This window comes from Sphingomonas sp. CFBP9019 (assembly GCF_034045155.1).
GTDB lineage: Bacteria > Pseudomonadota > Alphaproteobacteria > Sphingomonadales > Sphingomonadaceae > Sphingomonas > Sphingomonas aerolata.
The window spans coordinates 522,059-536,481 of the sequence record NZ_JAXCWK010000001.1; the positions used below are offsets into that span (position 1 = coordinate 522,059).

Here is a 14,423-nt window from a genome sequence, read left to right on the forward strand (position 1 = left end):
GCTGCCCGGGTTCGGTCGCATGATCGTGCTGCGGTTAGAGGATCCCGCCGCGACCGAGGCGTTCGGCGCGAAACTGGCAGCGCACGTCAAGGCGGGTGACGTGATTGCGCTGACGGGGACGCTCGGCGCGGGGAAGACGAGCCTGGCACGCGGGCTGCTGGCCGCGCTCGGTCTGGTCGGCGAGGCGCCATCGCCGAGTTTCGCGATCGTCCAGCCCTATGCACCACCCGAGGTGCGTCTGCCGGTGCTCCACGTCGATCTGTACCGGATCGACGATCCGGACGAGATCGTCGAGCTCGCGCTTGACGACGCGCGTTATGATTCCGTTCTGATCGTCGAATGGCCAGAGCGGGCGGGGCCGGACTATTGGCCGGACGCGCTTCGGCTCGACCTCACGATCGAACCGGACGGCACGCGCGGCTTGACAGCCGGAGTGCCGGAGGGTTGGACGCGGCGATGGCCGATATGACACCCCCGGCGGGCGCCGCCGCATTTCTCGACGCGCATGGCTGGGCGGGGGCGACGCTCCTGCCGGTTGCGGGGGATGCCTCGTTCCGTCGCTATTTCCGCGTCGTCGCCGGGACACGCCACGCGATCCTGATGGACGCGCCGCCGCCACATGAAGACCCGCGCCCGTTCATCGCGGTCGCACAGTGGCTGGTCGAGCGGACGTTCCGGGCGCCTGCGATCCTCGCGAGCGACCTGACGCAGGGGCTCGTGCTGATCGAGGATTTCGGCGATGATCGGTTGCGCGAGGCGATCGACGCATCGTCCGACAAGGGCATGGCGCTCTACGCGCCCGCGATCGACCTGCTCGGCCGTCTTCACTCGCACCCGGCCGGACCATTCGCACCCTATGATCGTGCCGTCCTGGCGCGCGAGGCCGCGCTGTTCGTCGACTGGTATTGCCCGGCCCTCGGGATCGTCCCGGACCGGGCGGGCTGGGATGCGGCATGGGACGCCGTGTTCGATCACGGGATCGCGACCGACCCCGTCACCGTCCTGCGCGATTATCATGCGGAGAACCTGATGCTGCTCGCGCCGGACGGAGCGCTCGGCCTGCTCGACTTCCAGGATGCGCTCGCCGGGCACCCGGCCTATGACCTCGTGTCGCTGTTGCAGGATGCCCGCCGCGACGTCGATCCGGTGGTCGAGGCAGCGATGCTCGCGCGCTACCGCGAAGCGACGGGCGTCGGTGACGAGTTTCTCGACGCCTATCACGTGCTCGGCGCGCAGCGGAACGCCAAGATCCTCGGCATCTTCACGCGGCTGTGGAAGCGCGACGGCAAGCTGCGCTACCCGACCTTGTGTCCCCGGGTCTGGACGTATCTCGAGCGTGACCTGGCCCAGCCGGTGATGGCACCGGTCGCGGCCTGGTTCGATGCCAATGTGCCGGCAGCATTGCGCGGCGACCCGCTGGCGTTGGCGGCATGAGCGGCCAGCGGATGATCCGTCCGATCCCGCGCGGGACGGTGCCCGAGACGGCGATGGTGATGGCGGCCGGGCTCGGCAAACGGATGCGGCCGTTGACCGCGACGCGCCCCAAGCCGCTGGTCGAAGTGGCCGGCAAGGCGCTGATCGACCATGTCTTCGATCGGCTGCAGCGTGCCGGGATCGCCCGCGCGGTGGTCAATGTTCACTATCTGGCGGATACGTTGCAGGCGCATGTCACCGATCGTTACCCCGATATCGAGGTCGTGATTTCGGACGAGCGTCGCCGGTTGATGGAGACGGGCGGCGGGCTGGTTCAGGCACGTACCCTGCTCGGCGATGCGCCGGTTCTGGTGGTCAACAGCGACAATCTCTGGATTGACGGACCGGTCGACGCGATCCGCCTGCTTGCGTCGCGCTGGGACGATGCGACGATGGATGCGCTGCTGCTGATGGTTCCGCTCGCCCGCGCGCACAATCATGGCGGTCCCGGCGACTTCCATCTGGCAGCGGACGGGCGGATCACCGGACGACGCAAGCCGGGGCGGGTCGCACCCTTCGCCTTTACGGGCATCCAGATTCTCCACCCGCGCGTCATCGCGGATTGGCCCGAGGGACCGTTTTCGACGAACCTGTTCTGGGACCGTGCGATCGCCGCGGGTCGTGCATTTGGCCAGGTCCATCAGGGCCTGTGGTTCGACGTTGGCACGCCCGGCGCAATTCCGAAGACCGAGGCGATCCTGGCCGGTGGCTGAACGGACGGGGCCAACCCTCTACACCATCCCCGCCCATCGCGCCTTTGCCGACGCGCTGGTCGCGGGTTTGCTCCGGCGGGCAGGGCAGGATCCGCTGGCGCTCGCCCGCGCGCTGATCCTGTTGCCGAACAACCGCGCGATCCGGGCGGTGACCGATGCGTTCGTGCGGGCGAGCGGCGGGGGGCTGGTGTTGCCGCGGATGATCGCGCTGGGCGACACTGGGCTGGGCGAAGCGGTCGGCGCGGCGCTCGATCCTGCGGACGATGTCGATCCGCCGCTGCCAGCAGTGCCGCCCTATCAGCGGCGGATGATCCTTGCGCGGCTGGTGTCGGAAGAACGCCGGCGCGGGGGGCATCCGATCGATGCGGCCGAGGCGGTCCGACTTGCCGGCGAACTCGCCAAGACGCTCGACCAGCTGCTCGTCGAGGAGGTCGCGCCGACGCGCCTGCACGAGATCGAACTCGGTCCCGAACTGACCGAACACTGGCAGCGCGCATTGTCGACGTTCGACGTCGTGTTGCAGCGATGGCCGGGCGAGCTGGCCCGCCTGGGGCGGATCGACGCGGCGACTCGGCGCGCCGCGCTGCTCGACAGATTGGTGGTGCGGTGGCGTGCGACGCCGCCGGCCGGGCTGGTCTGCGCTGCGGGCGTCACCGACTCCGCACCGTCGGTCGCGCGCGCCCTGCGTTGCGTCGCAGACCTGCCAGGCGGCATGGTGGTGTTCGCGGATCTCGATCTGCACCTGCCCGACGAGGAGTGGGATGCGCTGGGACCCCACCCGCGAAACCCGGATACCGGGCTGACGCGGCGGTCGATCGAAACGCATCCGCAATTTCATCTAAAGCTCCTGCTCGAACGCATGGGCGTCGGGCGCGCCGAGGTTGCGACCTGGCGCGAGGGCGGTGGCCATGACGCCGACACGACCCGAAGCCGCGCTATCGCCAATGCACTGGCCCCCGCCGACTTCACGGGAAAGTGGACCCGGCTGGGGGCAGAGGATCGCCGCCTGAAGGGGGTGACGGTCGCCGAACTGGCAACGCCCGCCGAAGAGGCGCAGGCGATCGCGCTGGCCTTGCGCGGCGTGCTGGAGGAGCCGGGACGGACAGCCGCGCTCGTTACGCCCGATCGCGCTCTGGCGCGGCGTGTCGCGGCGCATCTTGGGCGCTGGCAGATCCTGATCGACGACAGCGCGGGCCGGCCCTTGTCGATCCTCCCGCCCGGGACTCTCATCCTCGCGCTGGTCGAGGCTGCGGCACAGCGTTTCGCACCGCTCGCGTTACTGGCGTTGCTGAAGCACCCGCTGGTTCGCAGTGGCGATACCCGGCTGGCGTGGCTCGACGGCGTTCGTGCGCTCGATCGCGCGTTGCGCGGACCGCGGCCCGCTGCGGGGCTCGATGCTGTCGATGCGCATCTGCGCGCCGGAACGGCGAAGCGCTGGTGGCCGGAGGCGCAAGCGCTGCTCACGCCGATCGCCACGGTATTCGAACGCGGCGCCCAGCCGCTCGGCCCGTTGCTGGCGACCGTTCGCGAGACGGCCGCGGCGCTGTGCGGCGATGAACTCTGGGCCGGCCCCGCGGGGCGGGCCGCGGCGCAATGCCTTGCCGATCTCGAGATCGAGGCCGATGCTGGTCCGCCGCTCGTCGATCCGGGCGAACTCGCGCAGCTTTTGCGGACCTTGCTCGACGAGGTTGCGGTGCGGCCATTGCAGGGCGCGCATCCGCGTCTGGCGATTTACGGACTGCTCGAGGCGCGGTTGCAGACCGCCGACCTGATGGTCCTGGGCGGGCTGAACGAAGGCATGTGGCCAGGCCGTCCTGCGCCGGACCCGTGGCTCGCGCCGCGGATCCGCGCTGAACTCGGGCTGCCGGGCCTTGAGCGGCAGGTAGGGACGTCGGCGCATGATTTCGCCCAGGCGCTCGGCGCGCCGCGGGCGATCGTCACACGTGCGCGCCGCGACGCCAAATCGCCGGCATTGGCGTCGCGACTGTGGCTGCGTCTGCAGGCACTTGCAGGGGACAGGTTCGAGCGCGCCGAGGCGCTCGAGGCGTGGACACGCGATCTCGACGATCCGCGGGCGCACCGGCCCGCCGACCGTCCGGCACCGTCACCGATCGCCGCGCTGCGGCCAAGGCTGATTTCGGTGACCGAGGTCGACCGGTTGAAGGCCGACCCCTATGCCTTCTATGCGCGCCGGGTGCTCGGACTGATGCCGCTCGACCCGGTCGATGCGGATCCGAGCGCGGCGTGGCGCGGCACCGCGGTCCACGACATTCTCGAACAATGGTGGAAGCACGACGCCTGCGCGATCGATGCATTGCGGCCGCGTGCCGAAGCGATGCTGCGCGACGAGCGGACGCACCCGATGATGCGTGCGCTCTGGCAGCCGCGGCTGCTCGAGGCGATCGACTGGATCGCGGGCACGATCGCGGCGCAGGCCGTCGATGGCCGGGTCGTCGCCAGCGCTGAAGGCAAGGGCGAAATCGCGATTGCGGGGGTCACGCTGCGGGGACGGTACGACCGTGTCGACCGGCTGCCGGGCGGCGAGCTGGCGATCATCGACTACAAGACCGGCAAGCCACCCTCGGCGACCGCGGTGCGCGCGGGCTATAGCCTGCAGCTGGGGCTGCTCGGCCTGATCGCCGAGCGCGGCGGCTTTGCCGATGTCGCGGGCAAGGCGGGTGCGTTCGAATATTGGTCGCTTGGCAAGAAGCGCGATGCGTTTGGCTATGTCGAGAGTCCGGTCGATCCCGAAGGCAAACGCGACAAGATCCCGACCGCGGATTTCACCGCGACGGCGGCACACAACTTTACCGAGGTCGCGGGGAACTGGCTCACCGGCAGCGCCGCCTTCACCGCCAAGCTCGTGCCGGAATACGCCCCCTATGCCGAGTATGACCAGCTGATGCGCCGCGATGAATGGTATGGTCGTGAATAGCGGCGAGCTTCGCACATTGCCCCGTCTCAAGGGCGCGCAGGCGGCGGCGAGTGACCCCCGCGCCCATGTCTGGCTGTCCGCATCGGCGGGAACCGGCAAGACCCAGGTCCTCGCGGCGCGCGTCTTTCGGCTCTTGCTGCGCGGTGTCGATCCGGGCGCGATCCTGTGCCTGACCTTCACCAAGGCGGGCGCCGCCGAAATGGCACAGCGGATCAACGGGCGTCTTGCCGCATGGGTGCGGATGCCCGGTCCCGCGCTGGGTGCCGATCTGATCGCCCTGGGGGAGGTCCCGGACCAGGCGTTGCAGGATCGTGCGCGGACGCTGTTTGCCAAGGTGCTCGACGCGCCGGGGGGCGGGTTGCGGATCCAGACGATCCACGGTTTCTGCCAGGGCCTGCTGGCGGCGTTTCCGGTCGAAGCGGGGCTGACCCCGGGTTTTCGCCCCCTGGAGGCCCGCGAGGAAGCCGGGCTTGCGCGTGAGGCGCTGGCGGGGATGCTCGCGGACGCCGAGCGTGAGGGGCGGGAGCGTCCCGTCGAGATCGTCGGCCGCTTGTCCCTGCGGATGGGGGAGGGCGGTGCCGAGGGGTTCCTGATGGCCTGCGCACGGGCGCTGCCCGCGCTCGAGGTGTTGCCGTCGGGTATCCGCCCCTGGTTGCGCCGGACGCTCGAGCTGCCCGCGGGCGATATCGACGAGGCGGTCGCGGACTGGTGCGAGGCGCTGGATATCGACGCGATCATGCGGATCGGCGCGGCCAACCGCGCGTGGGGAACCGCGACAGGGCTGAAGCAGGCGGCGGTGGTCGAGGCGTGGCTCGTGTCGCCGGACCGTGCGGCGATGCTTCCCGACCTCACAGGCGTCGTGCTGACGGCCAAGGGGGAGCCCCGCAAGGCACAGAAGAAGCTGATCGATCTCGAACCTGACTATGAGATCCTGGCACAGGATGTCGGCGCGGCCTGCGCCGATATCGCATCGATGATCCAGCGCGTCGCCTATGCCGATCTTCTCGCCGACGGGCTGGAGGTCGGGCGCGATTATGCGCGCGCTTATGCACTCGCGAAACGGCGCGTCGGCGGGGTCGATTTCGACGATCTGATCGCGACGACCGTGGCGTTGCTCGACCAGCCCGGCATCGGCGAATGGGTCCGCTACAAGCTCGATCAGGCGACCGAGCATGTCCTGATCGACGAGGCGCAGGACACCAATGCCGACCAGTGGCGGATCGTCCGCGCGCTCGCCGACGAATTCTTCGTCGGGCGCGGCATCTATGCGCCGTCGACGCGCACGCTGTTCACGGTCGGCGACTGGAAGCAGGCGATCTTCGGCTTTCAGGGGACTGACCCGTTCAACTTCGCCGCCGCAGAGCTACATTTCGGGCGGCGTGCGCTTGAGGTTGCGGGTGACGACGAATGGCCGGAGGCGGAGCGGGGCCTGCCGCTCGAGCGGCTGTCGCTGACCCATTCCTTCCGGTCGACCCGGCCGATCCTCGCGTTCGTCGATGCCGCGGTCGCCGCGGCGGGCGACCCCGGCCTTGGCGCGATCGGCGAGCTCGAGGTCCATGCGAGCGAGGTCAAGGGCCCCGGCAAGGTGACGCTGTGGCCACCGGTCATCGCAGGGGGGAGCGAGGACGACGAGGAGGGCTGGGTCGATGATGCGGTCCGCAAGCTCGCGGGCGATATCGCCAAGGCGGTCCGACGCTGGCTCGCGCCCGACGGGCTGATGCTCGAGAGCAAGGGGCGACGGCTGCGTCCCGAGGACGTGATGATCCTCGTGAAGCGGCGCGGCGATCTCGCGTCGCTGATCGTCGCGCGGCTTTATGCCGAGGGCGTGCCCGTCGCGGGCGTCGACCGGCTGCGCCTGAACGCGCCGCTCGCGGTCCAGGATCTGCTCGCGACGATCCGCTTCGTGTTGCAGCCGGAGGACGATCTGAGCCTTGCCTCCCTGCTGGTCTCGCCGCTTATCGGCTGGACGCAGGACGAACTGATGGCGGCGGCGCCACGTGAGGCCGGCCCGTTGTGGCGACATCTTCAGCGGACGCAGTCCGCCGAGCGCCTCGCGCCGCTGCTCGCGATGCTCGCACGTGCGGACATCGCAACGCCATATCAGTTTCTGGAGGAGCTCCTGTCCGGGCCGCTCGACGGACGGCGCAAGCTGATCCTGCGGCTGGGGACCGAAGCGCGCGATCCGATCGAGGAACTGCTCAACGCAGCACTGACGTTCGAGAGCAATACGACACCGTCGCTGCAGCGCTTTCTCGACTGGTTCGATCGCGGCGATGTCGACATCGTCCGCGATCCGTCGGCGCCGCTCGATGCGGTGCGCGTGATGACCGCGCACGGCGCCAAGGGTCTGCAGGCACCGCTGGTGATCCTTGCCGATGCGACGGCCGATCCCGCCGCCGCACCGCGGTCGATCCTGAAATGGACTCCCGAGGACATGGTCGCGCCGCTGCCGGTGTTCCGTCCGCGCAGCAACGAGCGGGGTGGCCCCCTCGATGCGGTGGTGACGGCAGCCGAGCGGCGCGAACTGGAGGAGCATTGGCGGCTGTTCTATGTCGCGGCGACCCGCGCCGAGGAGCGTCTGGTCATCGCGGGCGCGCTCGGTACGCGGGCGCAGGGCATTGCGCCGGTGACGAGCTGGTATGGCGCCGCGGATCGCGCGCTGACGGCGTTGGGCGTGGCGGACGCGGAGGGCGAGCGAATCTTCGTCGGCGACGGGACGGAATTTCCGGTACCGGTCAAGCCCGCGGCGAACGACGTGGCCGTGCCTTCCCAGACTATACCGGACTGGGCCCGGCACGCGGCACCGAAGGAGTCACGACCGTCGCGCCCGCTGTCGCCGTCCGCGCTCGGCGAGGATGCGGTGTCCGACCCGCCGCCGACCCCGGAGATGCGGCTTGCGGCCGAACGCGGCGCGTTGATCCACAAGCTGCTCGAGCGCCTTCCCGCGGTCGACGGCGGTTCGCGTGCGGCGGCGGCGGATCGCTGGCTCGGCCAGGCCGGCGGTGTTTCCGATCCCGCCGCGCGTGCGGAAATTGCAGCAAGCGCGATCGGCGTGATCGAGGATCCGCGCTTCGCTGACCTGTTCGGTATCGACTCGCTTGCCGAAGCGCCGATCGCGGCGACGTTGGCGGACGGCATCGTGGTATCGGGAACGGTCGACCGGCTGCTGATCGGCGCGGAGACCATCCGGGTGATCGATTTCAAGACCGGGCGGCGTGCGCCGCGCGAGCTCGACGAGGTGCCGGACTATCATCTCAAGCAGATGGCCGCCTATGCGGCGGCGTTGCGGGTGATCTTTCCGGGGCGGACGATCGAAGCGGCGTTGCTGTACACTGCGGCACCCCGATTGATCGAGATATCGGCCGATATGCTCGACAGGCACAAGCCGCGCTATGCGATGATGGAGCAAAGCTAGGCTGTCGACGGTTGAGACGCGTGCAGCCGGACCCTAGATTACGGTATAACGAAGGAGATATTTCAGTGGCGACCAAGCAGATCACCGATGCGAGCTTCAATGCCGACGTGCTGAACGCCGACGGCCCCGTGCTCGTCGATTTCTGGGCCGAATGGTGCGGGCCGTGCAAGATGATCGGGCCGAGCCTCGAAGAGCTGTCCGAGGAACTGGGCGAGAAGGTGACCATCGCCAAGCTCAACATCGACGAGAACCCCGATGCGCCAGGCCAGTATGGCGTGCGCGGGATCCCGACGATGATCCTGTTCAAGGGCGGCGCCCCGGCAGCAACCAAGGTTGGTGCGGCACCCAAGGGCCAGCTCAAGGCGTGGCTTGAAGGCGAGCTCGCCTAAGACGGTACGCGCCGCTACCGCCACCTCAGATCTTTTGAGGTGGCGGTTAGAGGCAGACTCAGCTTCGATAGTCGGCGTTGATCGAGATATAGCCGTGCGTCAGGTCGCAGGTCCACACCGTGGCCGCACCGTCGCCCAGCGCGAGATCGACGCCGATCTCGATGTCCTGCCCCTTAAGATGGTCCGCAACGGGCGCCTCGTCATAACCGCTGAGCGCCAGCCCGCCCTCAGCCACTTGCGTGTTGCCGAACCGGATCGACAACGTGTCGCGGTCGGCAGGCTCTCCCGCCTTCCCGACGGCCATCACGACACGACCCCAATTGGCGTCCTCGCCGGCGACCGCCGTCTTGACCAGAGGCGAGTTGGCGATGCTCATCGCGATGCGGTGTGCGCTGCGGTCGCTCTCTGCGCCGGTCACCTGGATCTCGATCAGCTTCTGCGCGCCTTCGCCGTCGCGGACGACCAGCAGGGCGAGCTGGTGGCACAGATCGGCCAGTGCCGCACGGAACGCGTCCGCGCCGATGCTATCGTCGTCGCTGAGCGGCGCGTTGCCGGCCTTACCCGTCGCGAATGCGAGCACCGTGTCGCTGGTCGAGGTGTCGCTGTCGACGGTGATGCACGAGAAGCTCGGCGCATTGGCCTTGGACAGTGCGGCCTGGAGAAACGCAGGCTCGACCGCGGTATCCGTGAAGATGAAGCCGAGCATCGTCGCCATGTCCGGTGCGATCATCCCCGAGCCCTTGATGATGCCGACCAAAGTGACGGTCCGATCGCCGATCACCGCGGTCGTCACCGCGCCCTTGGTAAATGTATCGGTGGTCATGATGGTCGCGGCGGCATCCTCCCAGCCGCACGGCGTGGCTGCGAACGCAGCGTCGAGCCCGGCTTCGGCCTTGTCGATTGGCAACGGCACGCCGATCACGCCGGTCGAGGCGACGAACACGTCCGAGGGCTGGCAACCGAGATGCGCGGCCGTTCGTGCGGCGATCGCCTCGACCGCGGCACGGCCACGCGCACCAGTGAAGGCGTTCGAATTGCCCGCGTTGACGACAAGCGCGCGCGCCTGTCCGAGAGTCAGTGCCGCGCGGCACCACTCGACCTCGGGGGACGGACATTTGCTCTGCGTAAGGACGCCCGCAACGACCGTCCCTGGATCGAGCGTCACGAACGTCAGGTCGCACCGGTCCCAGGCCTTGTAGCCGGCACGCGCGACATGCGGCACGACCCCGTCGATCAACGGGGCGGCGGGGAAGGGCAAGGCGAGCGGCGAGATCTGCATCCGGCCTTCATAGACGCTGCGGTCCGGCCTGCAAGATCGCGGGTTGCGTCTGACAGCCGCCCGTCGACCGGGGTCCGGTGCGGTTGGGGGCTATAGAATGACATCGGCGTGCTTCGGTGGTCGGCGAGCTCCGTCAGGGTCGTCATTCCTACGCACGACGCCGTCCCGTTACGGATCGAGCGTCCGCGCGTTCGCCGGGTGCGTCCGTCCGACGAATGGTAGATTTTACACGCAAGCTCGCATACAGCCGGTCCCGCATGAACCTGCTGCTCCTCCTTTCTGCCCTCCTGTCCGCGCTGACCGGCGCGGTGCCGGGTGTGCGTGGACAGTCCGCACAGGCAGTAGCGCAGGGTAGCGTTTGCGCGCAGACCGCCGCGGTGGCGGTGGCAAAGGTCGCGGTACGACCGGTCGCTGCGCTTCCCTCGCTCGACGACGTTGCCACCTCGGCGAGGCTGCCAGTCGTCGCGATCATCACGGCTCCTATCTGGATGGACCGTCGGCGCGAATAGCGTCGCGCGCCTGATCTCTCGGCCTACGGGCCATTCCACCTCTTTGCGCGCGCCCACCCGCGTGCCGTCGCGCCCTATAATCAGGAAATCAGCCCATGTTCGGTGGCTTTGCCAAATCGCTGTTCGGATCGTCCAACGACCGTTACGTCAAGTCGCTCAACCCGATCCTTGCGAAGATCGCCTCGTTCGAGCCCGCGCTCGTCGCGATGTCGGACGAGGAATTGTCCGGGCAGACCGCGCAGTTCCGTGCCCGACTCGCTAACGGCGAGAAACTCGACGACTTGCTTCCAGAGGCATTTGCCACGGTGCGCGAGGCGGCCAAGCGCGTACTTGGCCAGCGGCATTACGACGTGCAGATGGTCGGCGGCATCGTCCTTCACCGCGGCGAGATCGCCGAGATGCGTACCGGCGAGGGCAAGACGCTCGTCGCGACGCTTGCGACCTATCTGAACGCCCTGCCGGGCGACGGCGTCCACGTCGTCACGGTCAACGACTATCTCGCCGCGCGCGATGCTGAGTGGATGGGGCAGGTCTATACCTTCCTCGGCATGACGATCGGCGTGATCGTGCCGAACTTGTCGGACGAGGAGCGTCGCGCAGCCTATGCCGCCGACATCACCTACGGCACGAACAACGAGTTCGGCTTCGACTATCTGCGCGACAACATGAAGTACGAGCGCAGTTCGATGGTGCAGCGCCGCTTCAACTTCGCGGTGGTCGATGAGGTCGATTCGGTCCTGATCGACGAAGCGCGTACGCCGCTGATCATCTCGGGGCCGACCGACGACAAGTCCGAGCTGTATATCCAGGTCGATGCGGTCGTGAAGCAGCTCGTCCCCGGTGACTATGACAAGGACGAGAAGCAGAAGACGATCATCCTCACCGAGGACGGCACCGAGAAGGTCGAGCGGATGCTCGAGGCGGCAGGGCTGCTTGAAGGCGCCAACCTGTACGACTTCGAGAACACGCAGGTCGTCCACCACCTCAACCAGGCGCTGCGCGCGATCGTGATGTTCAAGTCGGACATCGATTACATCGTCAAGGACGGCAAGGTCATCATCATCGACGAGTTCACCGGTCGCATGATGGACGGCCGGCGCTGGTCGGACGGCCTTCATCAGGCGGTCGAGGCCAAGGAAGGCGTCCAGATCGAGCCTGAGAACCAGACGATGGCCTCGATCACGTTCCAGAACTATTTCCGCATGTACCCCAAGATCGGCGGCATGACCGGTACGGCGGCGACCGAGGCGGCCGAGTTCTACGACATCTACAAGATCAACGTCGTCAGCATCCCGACCAACGTCACGGTCAAGCGCGTCGACGAGGAAGACGAGTTCTACAAGGACACCAAGGACAAGTTCGCGGCGATCGCCAAGAAGATCAAGCATCACGCCGACCTCGGTCAGCCGGTGCTCGTCGGCACGGTATCGATCGAAAAATCCGAGCTGCTCAGCGAGTTCCTCGTCGGCGAGGCGGTCGAGCACAAGGTGCTGAACGCGCGCTTCCACGAGATGGAGGCGCACATCGTCGCGCAGGCCGGACGCAAGTCGGCCGTGACAATCGCGACCAACATGGCGGGCCGCGGTACCGACATCAAACTCGGTGGCAATCTCGAATTCCGCATGCTCGACGAGCATCCCGATCTGGTCGAGGGCACGCCCGAATATGCCGCCGAGGCGGCGCGGATCGAGACCGAGATCGAGGCCGAGAAGCAGGCAGTGCTCGCCGCGGGCGGCCTGTTCGTGCTCGGTACCGAGCGTCACGAGAGCCGGCGCATCGACAACCAGCTGCGCGGGCGCTCGGGTCGTCAGGGCGATCCCGGCCTGTCGCGCTTCTACCTGAGCCTCGACGACGATCTGCTGCGGATCTTCGGGCCGGACACGCTGTTCGCCAAGATGATGCGCAACAATATCGAGGACGGCGAGGCGATCGGGAGCAAGTGGCTGTCGAAGGCGATCGAGACCGCGCAGAAGAAGGTCGAGGCGCGCAACTACGACATCCGCAAGCAGGTCGTCGAATATGACGACGTGATGAACGAGCAGCGCAAGGTCATCTACGAGCAGCGCGCGGACATCATGGATGCCGACACCGTCGGCGACGTAGTGACGGACATGCGTGCGGAGACGGTCAACGTCATCGTCGGTGAGGCATGCCCCCCCAATTCCTATCCCGAACAGTGGGACATTGCGGGGATGAAGACGCGGCTTGCCGAGGTGCTCAACCTCGAGCCGCAGATCGAGGCGTGGCTGCTCGAAGAGGCGATCGATCCCGAGATCGTCGAGGAACGCATTCGTGCAATGGCGGACGAGGCGATCGCGACGAAATCCGCAGACCTCGACACCGAGACGTGGACGTCGGTCGAAAAGTCGATCCTGCTGCAGAATCTCGACCATCACTGGAAGGAGCATCTGGCGACGCTCGACGCGCTGCGCCAGGTTGTCCATCTGCGCGCCTATGCGCAGAAGACGCCGATCAACGAGTATAAGCAGGAGGCGTTCTCGCTGTTCCAGCGGATGCTCGAGACGATCCGCGAGGACGTGACCAAGACGATCGCCCACGCGCAGTTCCAGATCCAGGCGCCGGTCGGCCTGCCCGAGCTACCCGATTTCATCACGACGCATTTCGACCCGTTCACCGGCGAGAATGACAGCCTCGACCAGGCACGTGGCATGTCGGGCCACATCACGTCGCAGCTCCCGCCGATGCAGATCCCGCAGCTCCAGGCCGCGGATATCGGCGAGGATCCGGCGAATTGGGAAGGCGTGGTTAGCCGCAACGCGCCATGCCCGTGCGGGTCGGGGCGCAAATACAAGCAGTGCCACGGCGCGGTCTGAACGCTGCGCTGACGGGCCAGCCGTTTAGCGGCCGCGCCCGGGTGGCGGCATTGCAGCCAATAAAAAGCCGGGCCGTCCCAGGGGACGGTCCGGCTTTTGCTTGTGTGCGTGGTTGCGGCGGTGCGGCCGCGACGCTGCTTACTTTGGCAGGATGACGCTCGGCCCGATATTGTCGACGACCTGCTTGGCATTGAACGCACGGATGTTGTCGCGCGGGATCGGCCCCTTGCGCATCACGATCTCGGCCGTCGCTTCGTAGCGGTCGATCGTGCGGACGTCGAAGTCGTTGCCCCATGGGCCGCCGAAACCGCCGCCGCCAAAGCCACCGAAGCCGCCACCGATATAGGGATCCCAACTCCGCCAGCCGAAGCCGCGGCCGCGATAGCGCCACGACGGGCCCCAATAGCCGCCAAAACCGCCATAACCAAACCCACCGCCAATTCCGGGAGTCGAATAGGTGCGCGACTGAAGATTGGTGTCTCGGTCCGCCATCAGGAAATAGTCATATCCCTGCTGGAGCGTGAGTTCCGCCGCGCGGAAGAAGAGATAGCGTTCGACGGTGTCGCGCGAGGTGACGCTGTTTCCCGCGAAGCTGACGAGGAAGCGGTTATCCTCGATCCGGCGATCGCTATAGCCGGTACGGTTGAACCCCTGGCCAGTGGCCGGGCGGTAGGTGGTTTCGGTCGCACAACCCGCGACCAGCAACGTGCTCGTGGCGAGAGCTGCCAGCAGGACCTTGCGACCAGGCATGATGAACATGATTGTCGTCTCCGTTCGCGGCGAATGCGGCGAAACGCCTTACATTAGCCTTCAGTGGTGGAACGGTTGATGAACGGGATTGGTCCACGGGTCCATGACGCTGGATGAATAAACCGC

General features: G+C 67.4%; 10 protein-coding genes. 8 read left to right on the forward strand and 2 right to left on the reverse strand.

Annotated elements, in window-relative coordinates; all coding sequences use genetic code 11:
* Positions 1-19: 19 nt before the first annotated feature.
* The 6 genes from tsaE (at position 20) to trxA (ending at position 8,925) form a co-directional block, all read left to right on the forward strand.
* Positions 20-469 carry a tRNA (adenosine(37)-N6)-threonylcarbamoyltransferase complex ATPase subunit type 1 TsaE gene (gene tsaE, locus SOM18_RS02250; RefSeq protein ID WP_320481237.1) on the forward strand — a complete coding sequence of 150 codons (450 nt, stop codon included), beginning with the start codon at positions 20-22 and terminating at the stop codon, positions 467-469.
* Positions 466-1,434, forward strand: a complete 969-nt coding sequence (locus tag SOM18_RS02255) for an aminoglycoside phosphotransferase family protein (protein WP_031439048.1) — start codon at positions 466-468, stop codon at positions 1,432-1,434. The genes tsaE and SOM18_RS02255 overlap by 4 nt, the downstream gene beginning before the upstream one ends.
* The gene (locus tag SOM18_RS02260; protein ID WP_031439047.1) at positions 1,431-2,186 is read left to right on the forward strand and encodes a nucleotidyltransferase family protein; all 756 of its coding nucleotides are present in this window, start codon (positions 1,431-1,433) and stop codon (positions 2,184-2,186) included. Before SOM18_RS02255 ends, SOM18_RS02260 begins: the two co-directional genes overlap by 4 nt.
* On the forward strand, positions 2,179-5,121 hold the full coding sequence (gene addB / locus SOM18_RS02265; protein ID WP_031439046.1) for a double-strand break repair protein AddB: 2,943 nt from the start codon (positions 2,179-2,181) through the stop codon (positions 5,119-5,121). The genes SOM18_RS02260 and addB overlap by 8 nt, the downstream gene beginning before the upstream one ends.
* Complete coding sequence (addA, locus tag SOM18_RS02270; RefSeq protein WP_031439045.1) at positions 5,108-8,536, forward strand: double-strand break repair helicase AddA; 3,429 nt, start codon at positions 5,108-5,110, stop codon at positions 8,534-8,536. The genes addB and addA overlap by 14 nt, the downstream gene beginning before the upstream one ends.
* Positions 8,537-8,601: 65 nt before the next feature.
* Positions 8,602-8,925, forward strand: a complete 324-nt coding sequence (trxA, locus tag SOM18_RS02275) for a thioredoxin TrxA (RefSeq protein WP_031393340.1) — start codon at positions 8,602-8,604, stop codon at positions 8,923-8,925.
* A gap of 58 nt (positions 8,926-8,983) precedes the next feature.
* Here the strand turns inward: trxA and argJ are convergent, their stop codons facing one another.
* Positions 8,984-10,204 (reverse strand): bifunctional glutamate N-acetyltransferase/amino-acid acetyltransferase ArgJ, encoded by a 1,221-nt coding sequence (gene argJ, locus SOM18_RS02280; protein WP_031439044.1) that lies wholly within the window; start codon positions 10,202-10,204, stop codon positions 8,984-8,986.
* Positions 10,205-10,461: 257 nt separating this feature from the next.
* On the opposite strand from argJ, the gene SOM18_RS02285 reads away from it, so the two are divergent.
* Positions 10,462-10,713, forward strand: coding sequence for a hypothetical protein (locus SOM18_RS02285; RefSeq protein WP_152555339.1), 252 nt, complete (start codon positions 10,462-10,464; stop codon positions 10,711-10,713).
* Between the two features lie 95 nt (positions 10,714-10,808).
* On the forward strand, positions 10,809-13,547 hold the full coding sequence (gene secA, locus SOM18_RS02290; RefSeq protein ID WP_031439042.1) for a preprotein translocase subunit SecA: 2,739 nt from the start codon (positions 10,809-10,811) through the stop codon (positions 13,545-13,547).
* A 138-nt stretch (positions 13,548-13,685) separates the two neighbouring features.
* On the opposite strand, the gene SOM18_RS02295 is transcribed toward secA, so the two are convergent.
* Complete coding sequence (locus SOM18_RS02295) at positions 13,686-14,306, reverse strand: CC0125/CC1285 family lipoprotein (RefSeq protein WP_183937588.1); 621 nt, start codon at positions 14,304-14,306, stop codon at positions 13,686-13,688.
* Positions 14,307-14,423 lie beyond the last annotated feature (117 nt).